Origin of the sequence: Verminephrobacter aporrectodeae subsp. tuberculatae (assembly GCF_026127385.1) — a bacterium.
Taxonomy (GTDB): Bacteria; Pseudomonadota; Gammaproteobacteria; order Burkholderiales; family Burkholderiaceae_C; genus Acidovorax; species Acidovorax aporrectodeae.
Genome location: NZ_QZCX01000002.1, coordinates 945,719 through 969,051 on the forward strand (window position 1 = coordinate 945,719; position 23,333 = coordinate 969,051).

Genomic DNA, 23,333 nt, shown 5'->3' on the forward strand with positions numbered 1-23,333 from the left:
GTTTTTTGTCCACATATCGATTCCCCTTGGGTCCGTTCGATCCGGCGATTCGGCGATCCGCCCGTGCGGGGACGGGGTGGCGCGCTCCGACGGCGCCTGCCGCGTGTGCTCCCAAGCGTGCCTGCGCCGAGCCGCTCAGGCGCGCAGCGGCTCCAGCGCCATCGCCTCGCACTGCGCCTGCAGCATCCGGACCTGCTCGCGCCAGTAGTCGTCCGAGCCGAACCAGGGAAAGTTGATCGGAAAGATCGGGTCGCTCCAGCGCCGCGCGAGCCAGGCGCTGTAGTGGATTTGGCGCAGGGTGCGCAGCGGCTCGATGAGCGCCAGCTCGCGCCGGTCGAAGGCGCGCAACTGCTCGTAGCCATCGAGCAGACCGCCGAGTTGGGCGCTGCGCTGGGCGCGGTCGCCGGACAGGAGCATCCACAGGTCCTGCACCGCAAAGCCCGTGCGCGCGTCGTCCAGGTCGACGAAATGCGGGCCGCCGCCGGGGCGGTCGGTGGGCGTCCACAGAATGTTTCCGGGGTGCAGGTCGCCGTGCAGCCGGAGCTTTTTCAGCGCGCTGCCGGGGGCGCTGCCCAGCGCGGTGCCGGCGACCAGCGCGCAGGCTTCGCCGCAGGCCCTTTCCCAGTCGCGCCGCATGCCCGGCGGAATCATCGCCTGCCCGAGCAGCCAGTCGCGTGCGGCCAGGCCATAGCTGTGCAGGTCGAGCGCGGGCCGCTCGATAAAGGGCCGTGCCGCGCCCACCTGGTGGATGCGCGCGAGAAAGCGCCCGACCCATTCGAGCACCTCGAAGTCGTCCAGCTCCGGCCGGCGTCCGCCGCGGTAGGGGCTGACGCTGAAAGCGAAGCCGCCGTGGCGGTGCAGCGTGGCGCCCTGCAGCACGAGCGGCGCGACGGCCGGCACCTCGTCCACGAGCAACTCGTTGGAAAAACTGTGTTCTTCGGCGATCTGCGCGTCGCTCCAGCGGTCTGGCCGGTAGAACTTGAGCACCAGCGCGCGGCCGTCCTCCAGGTGCGCGAGGTAGACGCGGTTCTCGTAGGAGTTCAGCGCCATCAGCCGGCCGTCGCCGTGCAGGCCCAGCGTGGCGAGCGCGTCCAGCACCGTCTCGGGCATGAGCGATTCGTAGGGGTGGGCGTTGGTTTTTTCTGCGCAGGTCATGCACCGATTGTCGCTACCCACGCAGGCGAGGGCGTTTCTTCTCGGTACTTTCCCTTGATTTGTACGATAGAAATTGCAAACAAGTCGGACAGGTCAAATAATTCCCGTCATGCAAGATTTGGGAATCAAATGCGATATCTGGTGCTCCAGGCAGGGCGCAGGGATGCGGGATGAGCGCCATTTTTGATGACATGGCGCCGCTCCTGACGTCGAATGTCGCGGACGCGGTGATCCGGCGCATCCACGCGGACCGGCTGCTGCCTGGCGCGGGCCTGCCCAGTGAAGGAGATTTCGCGCAGAAGCTCGGGGTAGGGCGTGGCGTGGTGCGCGAAGCGTTCAAGGCGCTCCAGGCGCTCGGCATTCTCGACTTGGCGCCAGGCAAGCGCGCCCGGGTGGGCCGGCTCAAGAGCCATGTGCTGGCCCTGCTCATGGACCATGCGGTGGTGACGACGCAGGTCAACATCCAGCAGACGCTGGACCTGCGCCGCACGCTGGAGATGCGCACCGCCAGCCTGGCGGCGCTGCGCCGCAGCGATGCGGAGCTCGCGAGCATCCGGCAAGCCGCGCAGGCCATGCGCGCGCACGGAACGGGCCGCGAATCTCCGACCGAGGACGACATCGCGTTTCACGTCGCCATCGCGCGCGCCACGCGAAACCCGCTGTACGCGCTGCTCATCGAGGGGTTTTGTCTGGTGATCCGGCAGACTGCGCCCATCAGCTGGGCCGTGCGCCAAAGCGATGCGCAGCGCAGCGCGATACACGACATGCACGATGCCATCGCCGACGCGATCGAGCGCCAGGACGCTGCCGCCGCGCAAGCGGCGATGGCGGTCCATTTCGACAGCAGCGTCCAGGCTCTGGTTGCTGCCGGCGTGACCTGAGGGAATTGGTTTGAAAATCACCGAAATCGAAACCCTGCGCTCCGAAGAGTTCCCGAACCTGCTGTGGGTGCTGGTCCACACGGACGAGGGCATCACCGGGCTGGGAGAGACGTTCTACGGCGCCTGCTCGGCGGAGGCGTACATCCATGAATGGGCCGCGGCCCGGCTCATGGGCGAGGATCCGCTGCACATCGACCGGCATGCGAAACGCCTGTCGGGCTACCTCGGTTTTCGCAGCGCGGGCGCAGAGATGCGCGGCAACTCCGCGCTGGACATCGCCCTGTGGGACATCTTCGGAAAAGTCACCGGGCAGCCCATCTACCAGTTGCTCGGGGGCAAATGCCGCGACAGCATCCGGACCTACAACACCTGCGCGGGCCCGCATTACGTGCGCACGGCCCGGCAGCAGTCCGTGGCGAACTGGGGTCTCGCAGACAGCGCCAGTGCGCGCTACGACGATTTGAATGGTTTTCTGAACCGCGCCGACGAGCTCGCGCTGGATCTGCTGGACAGCGGCATCAGCGCGATGAAGATCTGGCCATTCGACCCCTACGCCGAGGCGAGCGACGGCTACTACATCTCCAAGGGCGACCTGAAACGCGCGCTCGAACCCTTCGAGAAAATTCGCAAAGCCGTGGGCGACAAGATGGACGTGATGGTCGAATTCCATTCACTCTGGAACCTGCCGCCGGCAATACAGATTGCACAGGCACTGCGCGAGTACGGGACCTTCTGGCACGAAGACCCGATCCGCATGGACAGTCTGGCGTCCCTGAAGCGCTATGCGGACCACAGCGCGGCGCCGGTCTGCGCGTCCGAGACGCTCGCCACCCGGTGGGGGTTCCGGGATTTGCTGGAAACCGACGCGGCCGGTGTCGTGATGCTGGACATCTCCTGGTGCGGCGGATTGTCCGAGGCGCGCAAGATCGCCAGCATGGCCGAGGCCTGGCACCTGCCGGTGGCACCGCACGACTGCACCGGGCCCGTGGTCCTGACGGCCTCCACGCACCTGTCGCTGAACGCACCGAATGCCTTGGTGCAGGAGTCCGTGCGGGCTTTTTATACGGGCTGGTACCGGGACTTGGTCACGGCGCTTCCGGTGGTGCACAACGGCCACATCACGCCTCCCCCAGGGCCTGGCCTGGGCCTGGAGCTCAGCCCCGACATCCGTGACCGGTTGACGATCATGGCCAGAAGCAGCAAGGGACATTGAGTTCGATTTTTTTTTCAAAGAAACCCGCAAGGAGACAGCATGCATCGCATCACGACAGGAAAGACCGTACGCGCGTTCGCGGCGGCGATTGGCTCGATTGGATTACTCACCATGGCCGCGCCCGCAGCGGCGCAGAGCGAGCAGCCTCTGAAGATCAGCTACGTCATTCACTCCAGCGCCAGCAACCCCTTTTGGCAGGCCGTGAAAAAGGGCATGGACGAGGCCTGCACCCAGGTGCAGGCGCAGTGCCGCATGATCTTCACGCAAACCGAAGGCGCAGTGCCCGAACTGGTGAGCAATCTGCAAGCGGCGATGGTCGGCAAACCCGATGCGCTGGTCGTCACCATCGTCGACGACAAGGCCATCGAACCCGTTCTGCGGGACGCGCGCAGCAAGGGGATCACGGTCCTCGCCGCGAACGTGGACCACAGCCAGGGCGCCAAGGGCAGCGTCCGGCAGTCCTTCATCGGCCAGGGTTTTGACGCCGCGGGGTACGCGCTCGGGCAGAAACTTGCGGAAAAGTTTCCGAAAACCGGGCCCATCAATGTGCTGGTCGGTATTTCGGCCCCGGGCCAGAACTGGTCGGAACAGCGCGGCGCCGGAATCATGCGGTTCTTGGCCGATTACAAGGCGGCCAACTCCGGTCGCAGCGTGGCCTGGAAGCGCATCGACTCCGGGACCGATTTGGCGGTGACCGCGGAGCGCGTGGGCTCGTACCTGAACGCGAATCCGGACACCACCGCTTATTTCGACACCGGGCTTTGGCACGCCGGCGTGGCCAAGGTGCTCAAGGACCGCGGCGTTCCACCGGGCAAGATCTTGCTGGGCGGCTTCGACATCGTTCCCGACGTGCTCAATGGCATGAAGGCCGGTTACATCCAGGTGGAAGTCGATCAGCAGCCCTTTCTGCAGGGGTACCTGCCGGTCATACAGGCCCATCTCATGAAGAAATACAAGCTCTCCGCGTGGGACGTGGAAACGGGCAAGGGCTTGTTGCTGCCGGAGCAGGTCGATAGCGTGATCGATCTGTCCAAAAAGGGCTACCGCTGAGAACCGGCGAGCGCAACCATATGAAACGCATACTCAAAGTCTATTTGGCCAAGCCGGAACTGGCGGCTGGCCTGATGCTGGTTCTGCTTGCGCTGCTGCTGCAAGGAACGAGTGGCGGGGCCTTTCTGTCGCGGGACAACCTGGGCGGCGTGATGGGCATCGTTCCGGAGATCGGCCTGGTCGCGGTGGGCGCAGCGGTCCTGATGATCGCGGGTGAATTCGACCTCTCGGTGGGCTCGGTGTTCGCCTTCGGCTCCATGCTCTCCTGCGTCCTGGCCACGCGCGGTTGGCCGATGGCCGCGTCCATGCCCTTGGCGCTGCTGTGCTGCGCCGCGATCGGGTACGTCAATGGTTGGCTGACGCTGCGTTTTCGCATCCCTTCGTTCATCACGACGCTGGGCATGCTGTTCATCGTGCGCAGCCTGACGATCGTCATTTCCGGTGGCTTCCCGCCGCCCTTTCCCGACGACGCCCCGACCTGGTTGTTCACCGACATGCTCGGACCGCTGCGCTTGTCGATGTTCTGGTTCCTCGGCCTGTGCACGCTCATCGCGCTGGTGCTGGGGGTGTCGAACTACGGCAACTGGATTCGCGCGACCGGTGGCATGCCGGAAGCCGCGCAAGCCATCGGCATTCGCACCGACCGGGTGAAGCTCAGCTGCTTCGTGCTCTGCGCGGTGCTGGCCGGCTTTGCCGGCATGCTGCAGGTCATGCGGCTGGGCTCCCCGTTGCCCTCCCTGGGCGACGGCCTGGAACTGCAGGCCGTGGCGGCGGCGGTGATCGGGGGAACCGCCCTTGGCGGAGGGATCGGGACGGTGCTCGGCGCAGTCATCGGCGTGCTGCTCATTCGCGCCATCGACAACGGCATGGTGGTCTCGGGCGTGGATGCCAACTGGTTCAAGTTCGCCATCGGCGCGCTGACCATTTGCGCGGTCATTGCCAACAGCCATCTGCGCGACATGGCCAGAAAGATGAAGGTGGAAACATGAGCTCCGTTTCATTCGAGGTCGCCGACGGTTCGACCCCTGTCGAGCGGGCCGCGCAAGGCGCTGCGCCCGACAGCCAAGGGAAGGCCGGGGCGCAGACGGCGCAAGGGGCCGGCGCAGACGTGCTCATCCGCTGCTGCGGATTGCACAAGTGGTACTCGGGGGTGCACGCACTGCGCGACGTCAGCCTGGACATCCAGCCACGGCAGGTCATCGGCCTGCTCGGCGACAACGGCGCCGGCAAGTCAACCCTGATCAAGATCCTTTCCGGCGCGCACCATCCGGACGCCGGAACCATCGAATTCCTGGGCCAGCGGGTGAACATCCGGTCCCCGAAAGACGCCATGCGCCTGGGGATAGAAACCATCCACCAGTACAACTCCATGGTTCCGTGCATGGGCATTGCCCGGAATATCTTTCTCGGTCGTGAGCCGCTGAAATGGCGCATCGGCAACTGCGGCTGGCTGGACCGGCAGCGCATGGAGCGGGAAGCGGTTGCCGCGATCGCCGCCGTCGATTTGCACCTGCGCTCACCGGATGCGCTGGTCGGCGAACTCTCGGGCGGTCAGCGGCAGGGCGTGGCGATCGCGCGCGCGATGCATTTCAAGACCCGGGTGCTCATTCTCGACGAGCCGACGAATCACCTCTCCGTGCGCGAGACGAACAAGGTCATCGACTTCGTCAAGGGGTTGCCAGCGCAAAACATGACCGGCATTTTCATCAGCCACAACCTGCACCATGTCTTTCAGACCTGCGACCGCATCGTGGTCATGTCGCGCGGTCAGGTGGTCGCCGATCGCCCCGTGCACGCAATCACCATGGACGAGGTCCAGGATCTGCTCTGACATCCGAATACAGGACGCACCGATGAACACGCCTCCATCTCCCGCCCCACCCCTTGCGTCACGGCGCGTTTTGCTCACCGGCGGACTGGGCAGCCTGGGGCAGGCGCAGGCGCGCAGACTGCGTGCCGACGGCGCCGACGTGCACATTCTGGACCTGCCCTCGCCGCGCGGCGAGGCGTTTGCCGCAGAGCTGAATCAGGAAGCGGGCGAGCGCATGGGGCGCGTGCACTTTGTTGCGCTCGATCTGCGGGATACGGCTGGCGCGCAAACGGCGGTGTCGGAACTCGGGCGTGGGCTGGGAGGCTTCGACATTCTGATCAATAACGCCGCGCTGATTACGCACAAGCCGTTCGAGGAGTTTTCGCTCGCCGAATACGAGGAAGTGATGCAGGTGAACAGCACCGCGGGTTTTGCCCTGACGCAGGCGCTGGCTCCGGGAATGAAAGCCAAGCGTTGGGGGCGGATCATCAACTTCTGCAGCCTGACGCTCAACGGGCGCTGGGAAAAGTACGTCCCCTACGTGGCGTCGAAGGGGGCCATGCTCGGGCAAACCAAGACCCTTGCCAGAGCCCTTGGGCCCTTTGGCATCACCGTGAACGCGGTGAGCCCCGGGGCCATCGTGTCCGACGCCGAGCAGCGGGTGTTTGGCGACAAGCTGCAGGAGTACAACGATTGGGTGCTGGAGAATCAGTCGCTCAAGCGCCGCGGCCAGCCGCAGGACGTTGCCGACCTCGTCGCGTTCCTGGCAAGCGGGCAGTCGGGTTTTCTGACCGGTCAAATCCTGTCCCTGGACGGAGGGTGGTGAGCATGCAAAGTCCCGTAGTTCTCGAAAACAGCCAGGCTTGCGCCGTGGTGTTGCCGCAGCACGGTGCGGGCCTGGCGAGTTTTGATTTGCGCTGGCGTGGCAACCGCCTGCCGGTATTTCGCCCCCTCGTCGGCGAGTTGCGCAATGAGCGCGATTTGGCGCTGTTCCTGTTGGCGCCGTTCAGCAACCGCATCAGCAACGGTGGCTTCGAGTGGAATGGCCGGCGTTACCCGCTGCAAACCAATGTGGCAGACGAGCCCTTCCCGCTGCACGGCGACGCATGGCAGCAGGCCTGGACGCTCACCGAACAGAGCAGCACGCACGCCAGGCTGCAACTGCGCTCGCGCCAGACCCCGCCCCTTGCCTACGACGCGCAGATCGATTGGCGTCTCGATGGGTCCTCATTGCACGCCACGCTGGCAATGACCCATTGCGGCAAGGACCCGATGCCCTACGGCGGCGGCTTCCACCCCTGGTTCCTGCGCGACCCGGATGTGCAATTGGAGTCGGCAGCGCAGGGGTGGTGGTCCGGGAACGCCCTGCATCTGCCGACCCGCTGGAATGCCTTGGCAGACGACGATCCCAGGAGCTTCCGGACGCTGCGCGCGCTGCCCCCGGAGTTCGTGAACACGCTCTACACGGGCTGGAATGGCCAGGCCAAGATCGTTTGGCCCCGGCGCGGCGTCGCGCTCGAGGTGCGCGCCGACGCCCCCTTGAACCGCTTCATCTTCTACTCCCCGGGCGCCGATGCGAATTTCTTCTGTTTCGAGCCGGTGTCGCACGACGTGGACGCGCACAACACGGCGTCCCCGACGCAGGCGGGGCTCGTCGTGCTGAATGAAGGGGATTGCCTGCGTCTGTCAAGCCGATTCAGCGCCATGGCCGAATGAGTTTTGTGTACCGGATAGGTAACTACCCAACCCCTCGCCGCAGGCCGTAATCCGCAACTTGATGCAACACCCGTTGCGACGGCCCGGCAAAGATTCTTGGCTTGACACCAGGCAACGCCGGAATGGGACGCTGCACCGCAGCCATGCAGGAAAAGTGAGCAGACGCCGCTGATTTCCTGTTACATTTCAACGGTTTTGGAATGTGTTAATGTGTCTCGATAAGCAAAGCAATTGCTCGAGACCATGTTGGCGCAGCGCTGGACATTCCGGCATTCGACGAATCACCCGACTGACCCGGCGGGCGGGCCCCGCTGCGGCGCGGGACCATGCCCCCGGGCAGCACCGCGCGCGCCAACCCCTCAACCTCAAGATCACCGGCGCCCCGTCCATGGGGGATAGGCGGTGCCAAGGCGGAGTTCAGCAACCCAAACCAACCCAGAAGGAGAAAGCACCATGAGAATGCCCCCTACCTACGTTTTCAGAGACCGCACGGCGCCCTGGCTGCTACGCATCGACATCGACGACCGCACCCTCAAGGCCGGCGAGACCACCACCGTCACCGTGACCTTCAGCGAAGCGGTGAGTGGCCTGACCAAGGAGCACCTGAGCGTTCCCAACGGCACGCTCAGCGATCTGCGCAGCACCGACGGCGGCCAGACCTGGACCGGCACGCTGACCCCGGCAAGCAACACCACGGCGCACTACAACGTCATCAGCGTGAACAACCTCAGCGGTGTGACGGACGCGGACGGCAACACCGCCACCGGCCGCTATTTCACGAGCATGCCCTACACCGTTGACACCCAGGCGCCCACGCTGACCCGCATCACGGTCAGCGACAACAACCTGACGGCCGGCGAAACCACCACCGTCACTGCTACCTTCGACGAACAGGTCACAGGCTTCAACAAGAACCACCTGAGCGTTCCCAACGGCACGCTCGGCAACCTGTACAGCATCGACGGCGGCCGAACCTGGACTGGCACGCTGACCCCGACGGCCAACGTCACGGACGCGAGCAACGCCGTCAGCGTGAACAACCTCAGCGGCGTGAAAGACTGGGCCGGCAACGCCGCCACGGGCAGTCCGACCAGCAACAACTATGAGGTCAACGCCACCGACACCGAGGCGCCCGTACTCAGAGGCGCCACGGTCAACGGCAAGCGCCTGGTGCTGAGCTACACCGAAGCGACCACCCTGGACGCCACGCACACGGCGGACAAGGGGGCCTTTGCGGTGCTCGTTGACGGCACGGCGAACGCCGTCACCGCTGTCACCGTGGACGCCACGGCCAAGATCGTGACGCTGACCCTGACGACCGCCGTGACCTCCGGCCAGCGCGTCACCGTCTCCTACACCGACCCGACGACCGGCAACGACGTCAACGCCACGCAGGACGCAGCGGGCAACGACGCGGCCAGCTTCGCCGCCCGGTCGGTGACGAATTACACGCCCTCCACCAACTACCCCGGCAACCCATACGACCGCACGGCGCCCTGGCTGACGCGCATCGATATCGACGACCGCGCCCTCAAGGTTGGCGAGACCGCTACCGTCACCATCACCTTCAGCAAAGCGGTGAGCGGCCTGACCAAGGAGCACCTGAGCGTTCCCAATGGCACGTTGAGCGAACTGAGCAGCGCCGACGGCGGCCGGACCTGGACCGGCACGCTGACCCCGGCGAGCGACACCACGGCGCGCTACAACGTCATCAGCGTGAACAATCTCAGCGGCGTGACGGACGCGGACGGCAACGCCGCCACCGGCCACTATTCCACGAGCTGGCCCTACGCCGTGGACACCAAGGCGCCCGCGCTGACCCGCATCATGGTCAGCGACAGCCAGCTCACGGCCGGCAAAACCACCACCGTCACCTTCACCTTCGACGAACAGGTCACGGGCTTTACCAAGAACCACCTGAGCGTTCCCAACGGCACGCTCAGCGAACTGCGCAGCACCGACGGCGGCCAGACTTGGACCGGCACGCTGACCCCGACGGCGAACGCCACGGACGCGAGCAACGCCATCGGCGTGAGCAACCTCAGCGGTGTGAAAGACTGGGCCGGCAACGCCGCCACGGGCAGTCCGACCAGCAACAACTATGAGGTCAACTCCACCGACACCGAGTCGCCCGTACTCAGAGGCGCCACGGTCAACGGCAATCGCCTGGTGCTGAGCTACACCGAGGCGACCACCCTGGACGCCACGCACAAGGCGGACAAGGGGGCCTTCACGGTGCTCGTCGACGGCACGGCGAACGCTGTCACCGCCACCGCCGTCGATGCCACCGCCAAGACCGTGACGCTGACCCTGACGACCGCGGTGACCGTCAGCCAGAACGTCACCGTTTCCTACACCGACCCGACGACCGGCAACGACGCCAACGCCACGCAGGATGCAGCGGGCAACGACGCGGCCAGCTTTGCCGCCCGGTCGGTGAGCAACAACACGGCGCAGGACACGGACAACGACGGCGTGAGCAACGCCGTCGAAGACCAGGTCCGTGGCCTTGCCCGCTTCCATGGCGCAGCCACCGTGGCCGGCGACGGCAACGGAGACGGGATCAAGGACAGCGGACAATCCGCAGTCTGCTCGAACGCCAGCGTCACCCTGGTGGCCGGCAGCCAGAACGGCAAGCTCAAAGCCGACAACGGCACGCGCATTACCAGCCTGGAGCAGAAGGACGCCCCCGCGAACTATTCCGGAGCGCTGGAGATGCCCATCGGGCTGACCGAATTCCGGGCGGAGTTGGGGGCCGGCACGCGCACCGAGAAGTTCAGCCTCTACGTGGACCCGGCGCAGGGAGTCAACGGATACTGGGTGCAGAACCAAAGCGGCACCTGGGTGAACCTGGCCAGCAGCCCCTACGGCGGCAAGATGGTGCTGGAAGGCGATCGGCTCAGGCTGGACTTCCAGATCACCGATGGCGGCGAGTACGACGCCGACGGCCAAGCCGACGGCGTCATTACCGCCTCCGGGGCCGCGGCGGCGCGCATGCCGTTGCACATCGTCGGGCATGCGTCCGATGTGGGGCTGTTTGGGTGGTTCTGGTTCTGACGGACCTGTGGCGCGCCAAGCCCTGCGTGGACACCGGGGCCTCTCCGGTGGCGGTGGGGCGGTGCCCGGGCTGGATGGAAGATCTGGTGCGGCTGGCGGGGATCGAACCCACGACCCTTGGCTTCGGAGGCCAATACTCTATCCACTGAGCTACAGCCGCATGACCGTGCCGGAAAGCGCCGGATTATCGCACGCGGCGGGCGGCTGCCTGGTCCTTGGACGGTTTCACGGATGCCAGTGGCTGGCCCGCACCGTGGGCGCGGTGGCGCTGCCCGAAAGCGCGTATGACAGGCGGTTTGCGGCGGTGATCAATGCGGGTGCCAGCGCGTGCAGTCTGGCTACGGGCAGGCGCGCAGCCGGCCCCGAGATGCAGACCGAACCCAGTAATTGCCCGTGTCTGCCGAACACGGGGGCGGAGACGGTGGCCACGCCCTGTTCGCGTTCGCCGATGGACCAGTGGTAGCCGCGCCGGCGGATATCCTCATACGCCGCGCCCGATTCCCCCGAGAAGGCGAGGATCACGCGCCCCGGTGAGCCCCTGTCCAGCGGCAGCCCTTCGCCCATGCGCGCGTGCTGGCGCAGCGCCTGCGGGCCCTCGACGCGCACGAGGCAGGTGCGCAGCCGGCCTTCGCGCACGTAGAAGGCGGCGCTCTCTCCGCTGGTCTGCGTCAGTTCGCGCAGCGCGGGCTCCAGGACGTTTTGCACGTCGAAGCCCGCCTGGTAGCGCGCGCCCAGCCAGCCCGCAGCGGGGCCCAGGCGCCAGTCGCCGTCCTCGCGCTGCACCATGAAGCCGGAGCGCGCCAGCGTGCGCGCCAGGCGCAGTACCGTGCTCCGGTGCAGCCCGCAGCGGCGGCTCAGCGCGGCCAGCGACAGGCAGGACTCGCCGAGCGCAAACGCATCCAGCAGTTGCAGGGCGCGGGTGACGGCAATCACGCCGCCAGGGCCGTCCGCAGGTTCCGCGCCGGTCGGGGGCGCGCGGTGCAGCGCGCCCGTTGCCGGGTCGGAATCGGCGGGCATGGCGGCAGGCCGGCGGATTCGGGCGCGATTGCTCATGGTCCAGCATGTTGCATGGTGCGGAACACGATTGTAGGCAGGGACACATCTGCCTACAGTTGCGTCCGAGGCGGCGGCGCCAACCGCAGGCAATGCCTTTTTCCGATCTTTCCCTATCTTTCACACGGACCATACCTATGCCGATTTCCTTTTTGCGTTCCCTCGACCCGCGCTTGTGCGCCCTGGTGCTGGGTCTGGCAGCCGCCGTGCTGCCGGCCGCCGGCGTGCAAGCCCAGGCGGTGTATCCGAACAAGCCCATCCGCCTCATAGTGCCTTTCCCCCCGGGGGGCGGAACCGACATGATTGCGCGCACCCTGGCGCAGAAGATGGCCGACCAGAACCAGTGGAACGTGATCGTCGACAACCGCCCGGGTGCTGGCGGCAACCTGGGGATGGACGCCGCCGCCAAGTCCTCGCCCGATGGCTACACGCTGGTGTTGGGCCAGACCAGCAATCTGGCGATCAATCCCGCGCTCCACGCCAAGCTGCCCTATAACCCGCTCAAGGACCTGGTTCCCGTGGCGCTGGTGTCTTCCTCGCCGATCGTCATGGCGGCGCCCGTGGGCTCGCCCTACAAGCGCTTTGCCGACGTCGTGGCGGCGGCCAAGGCCCGGCCCGACAGCGTGACGCTGGGCTATTCCGGCAATGGCACGGTGGCGCACCTGGCGGGTGAACTGGCGCAGAGTGCGGCGGGGATCCGGCTGCGCCACATTCCCTACAAGGGCGCGGCGCAGGCCATGACGGACCTCGTGGGCGGGCAGATCGACCTGTACATGTCGTCCGTTCCCACCCTGCTCGGGCAGGTGCGCAACGGCAAGCTGCGCGCCATCGTGGTCACTTCGGCGCAGCGCTCGGCCCAGTTGCCGGAGACCCCCACGCTCGCCGAGTCCGGCCACAAGGGTTTTGATGCGGTCACCTGGTTTGGTGTTCTGGCGCCCGCCGGCACGCCGGCGCCCATCGTGGACCAGCTCAACCAGGTCATCAACCGGGCCTTGCAGCAGCCCGACGTGGCGCACAAGCTGCGCTCCGAAGGCGGTGACGTGTTGGGCGGAACGTCCGAGAAGTTCGCGCAGTTTCTTGCTGCCGAGATGCTGCGCTGGGGCAAGATCGTCAAAGCCTCCGGCGCCAGTCTGGATTGAGGCGCTGCGCGCGCGTGCCCGCCGTCTCGTTCTCATCCGCTCTACCCCCTTCCTTTTTTTCTTCTCATCCCTTCGCGCCATGAGCCAACTCCCTGAAATCATCCGCAGCATCGAGCGCGTGGGCGCCGACGTGGTACGGCAAGCCGCTGCCTTCCAGGCGGCCATTCTTTGCGACGTGGCGGGCCGCCGCGGCGCCATGCACGGCCGCGTGGCCCCCGTGCACCCGTCCATGAAGATGGCCGGCCCGGCCTTTACCGTGGAGGTGCGCCCCGGCGACAACCTCATGATCCATGCTGCGATTGCCCTGGCCCAGCCGGGCGACGTGCTCGTGATCGACGGCAAGGGCGACCTGACGTCGGCGCTCATGGGAATGCTCATGCTGAGCGCCTGCAAGCAGCGTGGCCTCGCCGGCGTGGTGCTCGACGGCGCCGTGCGCGACAGGCTGGAACTGCTGGAACTCGGCTTCCCGGTGTTTGGCATCGGCTTCAATCCGACCGGGCCGACGAAGCGGGTTCCCGGCCGCATCAACCACCCCGTCAGCGCGGGCGGCGTGGTGGTCCATGCGGGCGATCTGGTCGTGGGCGATGCCGATGGCGTGGTGGTCGTCGAGCGCGCCAAGGCCCCGGCGCTGATGGCCCTGGCCCAGAGCAAGCTGGCGGACGAGGCCGCGCGCATCGCGGCCATCGCGCGCGGCGAGACCGCGGCGCCATGGCTGCCGGACGCCCTGCGCGCCGCCGGTGTGCTCGGGCCGCAAGAGACGCTGTGATGCGCGCGACCATCCTGGTCACCGGCGCCGATCTCGCGCCGCAGGCGCTGGCCTTGCTCGGGGATTTCGCAATCGTCTACGCCGGCCGGGCGCCGACCGAGGAGGACCTGGTGCAGTTGTGCCGCAAGCACGACCCCGTGGCCATCATCGTGCGCTACGGCAGCGTGGGAGCGGCGGCGATGGACGCCGCGCCGGCGCTCCAGGTGATCTCCAAGCACGGCAGCGGCACCGACAGCATCGACAAGGTCGCGGCCGGGGCGCGCGGCATCGGGGTGCTGGCCGCGGCGGGCGCGAATGCGGCCGCGGTCGCCGAGCAGGCGCTGGCGCTGCTGCTGGCCTGCGCCAAATCGGTGGTGGCGTTGGACGCGCGCATGCACGCGGGGCACTGGGACAAGGCGGTCCACAAGAGCCTCGAACTGGGCGGGCGCAGCATCGGCGTGCTGGGTCTGGGGGCCATTGGCCGGCGCTTTGCGCGGCTGGCCGGCGCGCTCGGAATGCGGGTCCTGGGCTACGATCCTTTTGCCCGGGAAATTCCGGACGGCGTGCAAGTAGTGGACCTGGAGACGATCTGGCGCGAGGCCGACGCGATCTCGCTGCACTGTCCGCTGACCGACGAGACCCGGGGCCTGCTCGACGCGCAGACCCTGGCGCGTTGCCGGCGCGGCGTGATCGTGATCAACACCGCGCGCGGCGCCCTGATCGACGAGGCGGCGTTGCTCGCCGCCGTGCGCAGCGGCCAGGTGGCCATGGCGGGCCTGGACAGCTTCGCGGTCGAGCCCATGGTCGCGGGCCATCCGTTTCGCGGCGAGAAGAACTTCATCCTCAGTCCGCACATTGGCGGGGTGACCCACGAGGCCTACGTGAACATGGGCGTCGGCGCAGCGCAGAACCTGCTGAGCGTGCTGCGCGCCCGGGGGCGGTAGATCCCGGGTCAGGGGCGCCTGTTGGGCTATCATCCCGGCGGACCAAGCCCGGGACGGAAATCGCCGCCTGTCCGGATTCACAAGGAGGTCGTGGTGAACAAGTTGTTTCCCTGTGCGGTCGAGGCCCTCGAGGACGTGGTGGCTGACGGTCAACTCATTGCAGTGGGCGGCTTCGGCCTCTGCGGCATTCCCGAGGCACTGATCGACGCTCTGCGCGATTCGGGCGTGCGCAATCTCTGCGTGATTTCGAACAACGCCGGGGTGGATGGCTTTGGCTTGGGCAAGCTGCTCGAAACCCGCCAGATCAAAAAGATGATCGCCTCCTACGTGGGCGAAAACAAGGAGTTCGAGCGCCAGTACCTGGCGGGCGAACTGGAGCTCGAATTCACCCCCCAGGGAACGCTGGCCGAAAAGCTGCGCGCCGGCGGCGCCGGAATCCCCGCTTTCTTCACCAGGACCGGTGTCGGCACCATGGTCGCCGAGGGCAAGGAACTGCGCGAATTCGACGGCGTCACCTATGTCCTGGAGCGCGCGCTGCTGCCCGATGTGGCGCTGGTCAAGGCGCACCGCGCCGACAAGGCGGGCAACTTGCAGTTCCGTCTCACGGCGCGCAACTTCAACCCCGCAGTCGCCATGGCGGGAAAGGTCTGCATCGTCGAAGTCGAAGAAGTTGTGGAGACGGGTGCCATCGCGCCGGACCAAGTCCACCTGCCCGGAATCTACGTGCAGCGCATCGTGCACAACCCGCATCCCGAAAAGCGCATCGAAAAGCGCACGATCACGGAAAAGGCGGGCGTTTGAAGAGCGCCACCCACCCATTCATCCGGAGAAAGACCTATGTCCTGGAGTCAAGACCAAATGGCCGCGCGCGCCGCGCGTGAACTCGAAGACGGCTTTTACGTGAATCTGGGAATCGGCATTCCCACGCTGGTGGCGAACTTCGTTCCCGCCGACAAGGAGGTGTGGTTGCAGTCCGAAAACGGCATGCTGGGAATCGGTCCGTTTCCCATCGAAGACGAGGTTGACGCCGACCTGATCAACGCCGGCAAGCAGACCGTGACCACGATCAAGGGATCGTCGATCTTTGGCAGCCACGAGAGCTTTGCCATGATCCGCGGCGGCAAGATCAACCTGTCCATCCTGGGCGCCATGCAGGTCAGCGAAAAGGGCGATCTGGCGAACTGGATGATCCCCGGCAAGCTGGTCAAGGGCATGGGGGGCGCCATGGACTTGGTGGCGGGCGTCAAGCGCGTGATCGTTCTCATGGAGCATGTGGCGCGCAAGAAGGACGGCAGCGAAGACCTGAAGATCCTGCCCGAATGCACGCTGCCCCTGACAGGCGTGGGCGTGGTCGATCGCATCATCACCGACCTGGCCGTCATGGACGTGACGCCGCAGGGCATCCGGGTGGTGGAACTGGCGCCAGGCGTGGACTTTGAAGCCCTGCAAGCCAAGACCGGCGTGGCGCTGATCAGCCAATAACTCCCGCGCAAGCCAGTAGCATCTGACGCGCCCTGAGCGCGACCGGCCGTGCCAATGGCCAGCGCCGCCGCCACCGGGTGGAACACCGAGCCGTTGAGCACACCGCCCTGCGATGCAGGGGATCAGATCGCCGCGTCCGCGCGCAGCCGCGCCAGGGCGGCGTCGTCCAGGCCCAGCGCGCGCAGAATGCTTTCGGTGTGCTGGCCCACGGCGGGAACCGGGTCCATGCGGCAGTCGAAGCGGTTGCTGCGCCCCGGCGGCAGCAGCGCGGGCACTTCGCCGGCGGGCGTGTGCACGTCCTGCCAGCGCCCGCGCGCGGCCAACTGCGGGTGCGCCCACAGGCCCGCCATGTCGTTGACACGCGCGTTGGCGATCTGCGCGGCGTCGAGCCGCTGCAGCAATTCGTCGGTCGTCAGCGCGGCAAAGGCTTGCAGGATCACGGCGCGCAGTTCGGTGCGCTGGGCGCTGCGCTGGGCGTTGCTGGCAAAGCGCGGGTCCGTGGCCAGCGCCGGCTGGCGCAGTACCCCGGAGCAGAACGTCTGCCACTCGCGCTCGTTTTGCAGGCCCAGCATCACGCTGCCGCCGTCGCCCGCCTCGAACGGCCCGTAGGGGTAGATGCTGGCGTGGGCCGCGCCCGAGCGCGCGGGGGGGGCGGCGCCATCGAAGGCGTAGTACATCGGGTAGCCCATCCACTCGGCCAGCGATTCGAGCATCGAGACGTCGATGTGGCTGCCCTCGCCCGTGTGCCCGCGCAGCAGCAGCGCCGACAGAATGCTCGTGTAGGCGTACATTCCCGCAGCAATGTCGGCCACCGAGCTGCCAGCCTTGCTCGGCTCCTCGGGTGTTCCGGTGACCGACAGAAAGCCGGCCTCGCTCTGGATCAGCAGGTCGTAGGCTTTTTTGTCGCGGTACGGGCCATCCGCGCCGTAGCCCGAGATGTCGCACACGATCAGGCGCGGGTGGCTGGCGTGCAGCGCCTCGTAGCACAGGCCCATGCGCGCGGCGGCGCCGGGCGCCAGGTTCTGTACCAGTACGTCGGCCTGGCCGAGCAGCGTGCGCAGCGCGGCCAGCGCCTCGGGGTGCTTGAGGTCGAGCGCCAGGCTCTCCTTGGAGCGGTTGGTCCACACGAAGTGCGACGACTGGCCCTTGACGCGGGCGTCGTAGGCGCGTGCAAAGTCGCCGCTTCCCGGGCGCTCGACCTTGATGACGCGCGCGCCCAGGTCGGCCAGCTGGCGCGTGCAAAACGGTGCCGCAATCGCGTGCTCAAGCGATACGACGGTGATGTCTTCCAGGGGACGGCGCATTCGGCAGCCTCGGTATGAAACGGTCAGAACGAACGTGGCAGCCCGAGAACGTGCTCGGCCACGTAGGCGTGGATGAGGTTCGTGGAGATCGGCGCCACTTGGTACAGGCGGGTTTCGCGGAACTTGCGCTCCACATCGTATTCGCAGGCAAATCCGAAACCGCCGTGGTACTGGATGCAGACGTTCGCCGCCTCCCAGCTGGCCTTGGCCGCGAGGTACTTGGCCATGTTCGCCTCGGCGCCGCAGGGCCGGTGCGCGTCGAATAGCGCACAGGCTTTCCAGCGCATGAGGTTCGCGGCCTCAAGCTCGATGAAGGCTTCGGAAATCGGAAACTGCACGCCCTGATTTTGCCCGATGGGGCGGCCGAACACATTGCGCTCCTTCGCGTACCGGGTGACGCGGTCGATGAACCAGTAGCCGTCGCCAATGCACTCGGCAGCAATCAGCGTGCGCTCGGCGTTCAGGCCGTCGAGGATGTAGCGAAAGCCCTGGCCCTCCGCGCCGATCAGGTTCTCCGCCGGGATTTCCAGGTTCTCGAAGAACAGCTCGTTGGTCTCGTGGTTGACCATGTTCGGGATCGGGCGCACCGTCATTCCCGAGCGCTCGGCCTGGCGCAAATCGACCATGAAGATCGACATGCCTTCGGATTTCTTGCGCACCTCGGCCAGCGGCGTGGTGCGCGCCAGCAGGATCATCCAGTCCGAATGCTGCACGCGCGAGATCCAGACCTTCTGGCCATTGATCACATAGTGCGCGCCCTTTTTTACGGCGCTGGTCCGGATCCTGGTGGTGTCGGTCCCGGTGCCGGGCTCGGTCACGCCCATGGACTGCAGGCGCCATTCACCGCGGGCGATTTTCGGCAGGTACAGATCCTTTTGCGCCGTGGACCCATGGCGCAGCAGCGTGCCCATGTTGTACATCTGGCCGTGGCAGGCACCCGAGTTGCCGCCGCTGCGGTTGATCTCCTCCATGATCACCGAGGCTTCGGTCAGCCCCAGGCCGGAGCCACCGTATTCCTGCGGGATCAGCGCGGCCATCCAGCCGGCGCGGGTCAGCGCATCGACAAAGGCCTCGGGGTAGGCACGCTGCGCATCGATCTTGCGGTGGTATTCGTCGGGAAACTCGGCGCACAGGGCGCGCACGGCGTCGCGCAGGTCCTGGTAGCTGTCATCGGGGGGAGCAATCATGGGGGATGGGGAACAGTCATTGGCAAGGGTGTCAGTCAGAGGGTGGCCGTGGCCTGCATGGTCAGCCCGCCTGCGGGGTCGCTGGCCCACAAATCGACGCTGCGTCCGTCGGCCGCAGGGCGTGCATGCAGGTGCAGCGGGTGCAGGTCGAACATCGGCCGCACGGCCTTGAAGGCAAAGCCCGCGGGAACGGCGTGCGGCATTTCACGGCGCAGCAGGTCGAGCAAGAGCGTGGCGATCAGCGGGCCGTGCACGACGAGGCCGGGGTAGCCCTCGGCCGCGGTCGCGTAGTGGCGGTCGTAGTGGATGCGGTGGCCGTTGAACGTGAGCGCCGAGTAGCGAAACAGCAGGACGCTGTCCGGCACCACCACGCGCTGCCAGGCCGCGTCCTGCGGGGCCGCCTGGGGCGCGGGTGCCGGCTCGCCGGGGCGGGCGGCAGCGCGGTAGACGATGTCGTGCTCTTCGGTCAGCGCCAAGCCGGCCGCGTTGTGCAGTGCATGGCGCACCAGCACGAAGAGCAGATCGCCCGTGCGTCCCGCCTTGTGCGTGACCGACGCGATGCACGAGCGGCGTTCGACCACGTCCCCCACGCGCAGCGGGTTGCCGGCCTGCCAGTGCAGGCGCCCTCCGGCCCACATGCGGCGCGGCAACGGCACCGGGGGCAGAAAGCCGCCGCGCAGTGGATGGCCGTCGGGGCCGATCCCGCTGTGTCTGGGCTGCGGCAGAAAGTACAGCCAGTGCCATAGCGGCGCCAGCGGGGCGCCGGCCTGCGGCGCCGGGTCATCGCGGTCGAGCGTCGCCGACAGGCCGCGCACCGGGGCGTCGTGGAAGGTATCGCAGCATGTTTCGGTGCGCCCTTGCCAGGTTTGCAACTGCGCGAGCAAAGCGGCGTCGATGCGCGGGGGAGGATTGCCGGGTGCGGGTGCGTTCGATGGCATGACAGGAATCGTCGGGCAACACCGGTTTGCGTGCAATCCCTGTTTTTGAAAACCGGCCTTTGGTTTTGGCAAAGGCCCGCGCCGTCGGGCGCGCAAGACCCATCAGCACAAAAACTGCTGGCGGCGTTGCCGCAATCGGGGCAGCCCGAAAAAGGGGGGCAATATTTGCGGGCCAGCGCACGGACCAAGCGCTGGACCCATTCATCCCGCCGCCCCGGAGCAGGGCAGGGGGCGGGATGAACGCTGGCTTAGCGCCAGTAGGGGTTGTGGGGGGGGCGGTGCGGGTAGTAGGGCCGCCCGCTGTCGTAGCCGTATTCGATCACCGTGACGGGCGGGGCGGACAGGACCACGGGCGGGGCCAGCATGCCGGACTGGTTGTAGATCACGGGTGGGGGGGCGTAGCTCACCGGCGGCGGTGGGGCGTAGGACTGGCCCGTGGGCCGCACGCTCAGGGCAATCCAGCGGCCCGGATCGTTCTGCGTGCGCGTGGTGTACTGCTGCCCGGCGTACTCATAGACCACGTCGTAGCCGACGGTACGGTTCTCGTAATACGTATCCGTCGTGCAGCGCTGCACGTCCTGGTACTGGGGTCGGCCCCCCTCGATATGGTTGCCGAGTGCCGCTCCGCCGAGCACCCCGATGACGGTTGCCGCGGCACGCCCGGTGCCCTTGCCGACGGCATTGCCCGCGGCGCCGCCCGCAATCGCACCGAGCACCGCGCCGGCGCCGCTGGTGCGGTTGCCGTTGTATACGCTCTCGGTGCCGCACACCTGCCGGGGAATGGCGACCGACTGTACGACGGGCGTGACCGAGAGCACCCGTCCCATTTCCTGCGCGCCGGCCACGGCGGCGGTGGCCGCGATGGTGGAAAAAATGATGATCCTTTTCATGGAACAACTCCTTTGTGGTCGATGCATAACGCATCAGGGTGACGAAAAGTTTAGTCCCTCAGGGGGGATTTGTGCAATCTGTGTCATTTCTCCATCCCAAGTGTCCGGTTTCAGGCGCCGGACGCCAGATTGATCCAGGCCCGCCACTGATCGGGCGCAAAACCCGCGCAGACATGCGTGTGTTCCCCGATCTGCCACTCCACCACGGGGCGTTTGATGACGCTGGGCTGTTCCTGCACCAAGGCGCTGGCGCTTTCCTCGCCCTGGATCGCCGCCTGGATGTCGGGCCCGAGCTTGCGCCAGGTGTTGCCCTGGCGATTGAGCAGTTTTTCCCAGCCAATGGCGGCCATCCAGCCGGGTAGTCGGGACGCCGGGACACCCTGTTTTTTGAAATCATGGAACTGGTGCTCGAGCCCCTGCTGCACGAACCAGGCGCGGGATTTTTTGACGCTGTCGCAGTTCGTGATGCCGTAGACAGTGATGCGTGGGTTCGTCATGCCGCGCATCATGCGCGAAAAATGGGGACTGCGGCTTCGGCGACAATCCCCGGCCATATGCCTACCGTAATCCACACGCTCGAAGCTTGGTTGCAGCATTGCGAGCAGCTTCATCCCCTGGGAATCGACATGGGCCTGGACCGTATCCGCGAGGTCGCGCACCGCATGGCGCTGCGTTTCGACTGCCCGGTGATCACCGTCGCGGGAACCAATGGCAAGGGGTCGACCTGCGCCATGCTCGAGGCGGTGGCGCTGCAGGCCGGGTACCGCAGCGGCGTGTACAGTTCGCCGCATCTCGTGCATTTTGAGGAGCGTTGCCGCATCCAGGGTGAAGTCGTCGCCGCGGCGGATCTGCTGGCGCATTTCGAAGCCGTGGAGCAGGCCAGAACGCGCGCTGGCGCAGCGGTGGTGTCGCTCACCTATTTCGAGTTCACCACGTTGGCAATCTTGCACCTGATGAGCCAATCGCGGCTGGATGTGGCGATTTTGGAGGTCGGGCTGGGCGGGCGTCTGGACGCCACCAACATCATCGACGCCGACTGCGCCGTCATCACCAGCATCGACATCGACCACACGGAATATCTCGGACCCGACCGCGAGAGCATTGGCCGCGAGAAGGCGGGAATCATGCGCGCGGGCCGTCCCGTGATCGTCGGCGACCCCATGGCGCCCCAAAGCATTGCCGATCATGCGGCGCAGATCGGTGCCGACCTCTGGCGCTTCGGGCGGGACTTCGGCTTCTCGGGCGACAAGCAGCAATGGAGTTGGACGGGCCGCAGTCGGCGGTACGCCGGACTGGCCCAGCCTGCGTTGCGCGGTGCCAACCAACTGCTCAACGCATCGGCTGTGCTGGCTGCGTTCGACGCCTTGCACGAACGCCTTCCGATCACGGCGCAGGCGTTGCGCAATGGGCTGGCCATGGTCGAACTGCCCGGCCGCTTCCAGATCGTTGCGGGGCAACCCACGCTGGTGCTGGACGTGGCGCACAACCCCCACGCCATGGCCGCGCTCGCTGCGAACCTGGACGCCATGGGCTTCTTCCCCGCGACGCACGCGGTTTTCGGGGCCATGGCCGACAAGGACCTGGAGAGCATGCTGACCAAGGTGGACCCTTTGATCGACCGCTGGTACTTCAGCGACCTGCCGACCCCGCGCGCGCAGACCGCCGCGGCGCTGCAGCAGATATGGCACGCCGTGCACCAGGCGGCGGGCGGCCGCCGCGCTGCCCTGACGAGCCTGCACGCAGACCCGATGCAGGCCCTGCGGGCCGCGCAGGCCGCGGCGGACCCCGCTGATAGAATCGTGGTCTTTGGATCGTTTTACACGGTGGGCGGGGTGCTGATTGACGGAACACCCCGGCTGCACGCGAAACATCCGGGTGAAGCATCCGAGCGTATGAGCCACTCCGAGCAGATCCGCACGAGTCCCTAACTCCCTCCCATGGCATTTTTCAAGTTTCGCTGGCCTGGTAGCCAGAGTGCGCAGCAGGCGGACGAGAAGGTCGAAAAGGCCGAAAAACCGGCCCGGCGTCCGCGCACCCCACAGGCCGAGAGCGTCGAGGAAATGCGCCGCCGCGCCCGGCATCGCCTGATTGGCGCTGCATTGCTGGTGTTGCTCGGGGTCATCGGTTTTCCCCAGCTGTTCGATACCCAGCCCCGGCCGATTGCGGTGGATATTCCCATCGAGATCCCGGATCGCAACCAGGTCGCGCCCCTGGCGGCGCCCGCATCCGCAGCGCAGGCCCCGGTTGCTTCCGTTGACGAGCCATCCGCCCCCGTGCATCCGGCCGCGTCGCGCAGCGTGACCGGTCTTGCGAACGGCGAAGAACAACTGCTGCCGGCTCCCCGTCCGGCGGCCTCCAAGCCTGCGCCGGCCGTGGCCGCAGCGCCCAAGCCCGAGGCGAAGAACGAACCCAGGCCGCTGCGTCCCGACGACTCCGAGCGGGTCAGGGCCTTGCTCGAAGGGCGCAGCGTCGAAACGGCCGCCACCGTCTCTGCCAAGGATGCCAAGGAGAGCCGGTTCATCGTCCAGGTGGGGGCTTTTGCGGATACGGAAAAAGCGCGCGAAGTCCGCCTCAAGGTGGAGCGCGCAGGGATCAAGACCTATGCCCAGGTGGTCGATACCAGGGGCGGCAAACGTACCCGGGTGCGCGCCGGGCCGTATGCCAGCCGTGCCGAAGCGGACAAGGCGGCAGCGCGCGTCAAGGCGCTGGACCTGCCAGCTGCGGTGCTGATGCTTTGACGCCATGCCGCCCAGGCTGCAATGGGCGGGA

General features: G+C 66.7%; 22 protein-coding genes and 1 tRNA gene. 15 read left to right on the forward strand and 8 right to left on the reverse strand.

From position 1 onward, the window contains the following. Positions 1 to 135: 135 nt before the first annotated feature. On the reverse strand, positions 136 to 1,155 hold the full coding sequence (locus tag D5041_RS12325) for a serine/threonine protein kinase (RefSeq protein ID WP_265257188.1): 1,020 nt from the start codon (positions 1,153 to 1,155) through the stop codon (positions 136 to 138). Between the two features lie 170 nt (positions 1,156 to 1,325). Here D5041_RS12325 and D5041_RS12330 point away from each other — a divergent pair, with 170 nt between their 5' ends. The 8 genes from D5041_RS12330 to D5041_RS12365 all read left to right on the forward strand — a co-directional run bounded on the left by D5041_RS12330 (position 1,326) and on the right by D5041_RS12365 (position 10,882). Next, the gene (locus D5041_RS12330) at positions 1,326 to 2,036 is read left to right on the forward strand and encodes a FadR/GntR family transcriptional regulator (RefSeq protein ID WP_010106517.1); all 711 of its coding nucleotides are present in this window, start codon (positions 1,326 to 1,328) and stop codon (positions 2,034 to 2,036) included. 10 nt (positions 2,037 to 2,046) lie between these two features. Then, positions 2,047 to 3,249 carry a mandelate racemase/muconate lactonizing enzyme family protein gene (locus tag D5041_RS12335; RefSeq protein WP_010106516.1) on the forward strand — a complete coding sequence of 401 codons (1,203 nt, stop codon included), beginning with the start codon at positions 2,047 to 2,049 and terminating at the stop codon, positions 3,247 to 3,249. Between the two features lie 39 nt (positions 3,250 to 3,288). Beyond that, the gene (locus tag D5041_RS12340; protein WP_265284851.1) at positions 3,289 to 4,299 is read left to right on the forward strand and encodes a sugar ABC transporter substrate-binding protein; all 1,011 of its coding nucleotides are present in this window, start codon (positions 3,289 to 3,291) and stop codon (positions 4,297 to 4,299) included. A 20-nt stretch (positions 4,300 to 4,319) separates the two neighbouring features. Continuing rightward, the gene (locus tag D5041_RS12345) at positions 4,320 to 5,288 is read left to right on the forward strand and encodes an ABC transporter permease (protein ID WP_265257185.1); all 969 of its coding nucleotides are present in this window, start codon (positions 4,320 to 4,322) and stop codon (positions 5,286 to 5,288) included. Then, the gene (locus D5041_RS12350; protein ID WP_010101453.1) at positions 5,285 to 6,130 is read left to right on the forward strand and encodes an ATP-binding cassette domain-containing protein; all 846 of its coding nucleotides are present in this window, start codon (positions 5,285 to 5,287) and stop codon (positions 6,128 to 6,130) included. The genes D5041_RS12345 and D5041_RS12350 overlap by 4 nt, the downstream gene beginning before the upstream one ends. Before the next feature lie 22 nt (positions 6,131 to 6,152). Further along, positions 6,153 to 6,935, forward strand: a complete 783-nt coding sequence (locus tag D5041_RS12355) for an SDR family oxidoreductase (protein ID WP_265284852.1) — start codon at positions 6,153 to 6,155, stop codon at positions 6,933 to 6,935. Between the two features lie 2 nt (positions 6,936 to 6,937). After that, positions 6,938 to 7,825, forward strand: coding sequence for an aldose 1-epimerase (locus tag D5041_RS12360; RefSeq protein ID WP_265284853.1), 888 nt, complete (start codon positions 6,938 to 6,940; stop codon positions 7,823 to 7,825). Between the two features lie 453 nt (positions 7,826 to 8,278). Beyond that, the gene (locus tag D5041_RS12365) at positions 8,279 to 10,882 is read left to right on the forward strand and encodes an Ig-like domain-containing protein (RefSeq protein WP_265284854.1); all 2,604 of its coding nucleotides are present in this window, start codon (positions 8,279 to 8,281) and stop codon (positions 10,880 to 10,882) included. Between the two features lie 84 nt (positions 10,883 to 10,966). On the opposite strand, the gene D5041_RS12370 is transcribed toward D5041_RS12365, so the two are convergent. Next, positions 10,967 to 11,042 (reverse strand) — tRNA-Arg (locus tag D5041_RS12370). 65 nt (positions 11,043 to 11,107) lie between these two features. Beyond that, positions 11,108 to 11,899 carry an IclR family transcriptional regulator gene (locus D5041_RS12375; RefSeq protein WP_265284855.1) on the reverse strand — a complete coding sequence of 264 codons (792 nt, stop codon included), beginning with the start codon at positions 11,897 to 11,899 and terminating at the stop codon, positions 11,108 to 11,110. A 173-nt stretch (positions 11,900 to 12,072) separates the two neighbouring features. On the opposite strand from D5041_RS12375, the gene D5041_RS12380 reads away from it, so the two are divergent. From D5041_RS12380 to D5041_RS12400, 5 genes are all read left to right on the forward strand, one after another. Then, the gene (locus D5041_RS12380) at positions 12,073 to 13,074 is read left to right on the forward strand and encodes a Bug family tripartite tricarboxylate transporter substrate binding protein (protein ID WP_010110087.1); all 1,002 of its coding nucleotides are present in this window, start codon (positions 12,073 to 12,075) and stop codon (positions 13,072 to 13,074) included. Between the two features lie 79 nt (positions 13,075 to 13,153). Continuing rightward, positions 13,154 to 13,840, forward strand: coding sequence for an RraA family protein (locus D5041_RS12385; RefSeq protein WP_010110086.1), 687 nt, complete (start codon positions 13,154 to 13,156; stop codon positions 13,838 to 13,840). After that, positions 13,840 to 14,763, forward strand: coding sequence for an NAD(P)-dependent oxidoreductase (locus D5041_RS12390; protein ID WP_010110085.1), 924 nt, complete (start codon positions 13,840 to 13,842; stop codon positions 14,761 to 14,763). Before D5041_RS12385 ends, D5041_RS12390 begins: the two co-directional genes overlap by 1 nt. Before the next feature lie 93 nt (positions 14,764 to 14,856). Further along, on the forward strand, positions 14,857 to 15,564 hold the full coding sequence (locus D5041_RS12395; protein WP_010110084.1) for a CoA transferase subunit A: 708 nt from the start codon (positions 14,857 to 14,859) through the stop codon (positions 15,562 to 15,564). 36 nt (positions 15,565 to 15,600) lie between these two features. After that, the gene (locus D5041_RS12400; protein WP_265257179.1) at positions 15,601 to 16,245 is read left to right on the forward strand and encodes a 3-oxoacid CoA-transferase subunit B; all 645 of its coding nucleotides are present in this window, start codon (positions 15,601 to 15,603) and stop codon (positions 16,243 to 16,245) included. A gap of 122 nt (positions 16,246 to 16,367) precedes the next feature. On the opposite strand, the gene D5041_RS12405 is transcribed toward D5041_RS12400, so the two are convergent. The 5 genes from D5041_RS12405 to D5041_RS12425 form a co-directional block, all read right to left on the reverse strand. Further along, positions 16,368 to 17,549 (reverse strand): CaiB/BaiF CoA transferase family protein, encoded by a 1,182-nt coding sequence (locus D5041_RS12405; protein ID WP_265284856.1) that lies wholly within the window; start codon positions 17,547 to 17,549, stop codon positions 16,368 to 16,370. A 23-nt stretch (positions 17,550 to 17,572) separates the two neighbouring features. Further along, on the reverse strand, positions 17,573 to 18,736 hold the full coding sequence (locus tag D5041_RS12410) for an acyl-CoA dehydrogenase family protein (protein WP_265281307.1): 1,164 nt from the start codon (positions 18,734 to 18,736) through the stop codon (positions 17,573 to 17,575). A 35-nt stretch (positions 18,737 to 18,771) separates the two neighbouring features. After that, complete coding sequence (locus D5041_RS12415; RefSeq protein ID WP_265257176.1) at positions 18,772 to 19,674, reverse strand: HTD2 family dehydratase; 903 nt, start codon at positions 19,672 to 19,674, stop codon at positions 18,772 to 18,774. Between the two features lie 248 nt (positions 19,675 to 19,922). Beyond that, a complete protein-coding gene (locus tag D5041_RS12420; RefSeq protein WP_265257175.1) occupies positions 19,923 to 20,564 on the reverse strand; it encodes a glycine zipper 2TM domain-containing protein in 642 nt (213 codons plus the stop codon). Between the two features lie 110 nt (positions 20,565 to 20,674). Then, positions 20,675 to 21,061, reverse strand: a complete 387-nt coding sequence (locus D5041_RS12425) for an arsenate reductase (RefSeq protein ID WP_265281305.1) — start codon at positions 21,059 to 21,061, stop codon at positions 20,675 to 20,677. Positions 21,062 to 21,118: 57 nt separating this feature from the next. On the opposite strand from D5041_RS12425, the gene folC reads away from it, so the two are divergent. Both folC and D5041_RS12435 read left to right on the forward strand, forming a co-directional pair. Further along, complete coding sequence (folC, locus tag D5041_RS12430; protein ID WP_265257173.1) at positions 21,119 to 22,492, forward strand: bifunctional tetrahydrofolate synthase/dihydrofolate synthase; 1,374 nt, start codon at positions 21,119 to 21,121, stop codon at positions 22,490 to 22,492. A gap of 9 nt (positions 22,493 to 22,501) precedes the next feature. Next, positions 22,502 to 23,302 carry an SPOR domain-containing protein gene (locus D5041_RS12435; RefSeq protein WP_265257172.1) on the forward strand — a complete coding sequence of 267 codons (801 nt, stop codon included), beginning with the start codon at positions 22,502 to 22,504 and terminating at the stop codon, positions 23,300 to 23,302. Positions 23,303 to 23,333 lie beyond the last annotated feature (31 nt).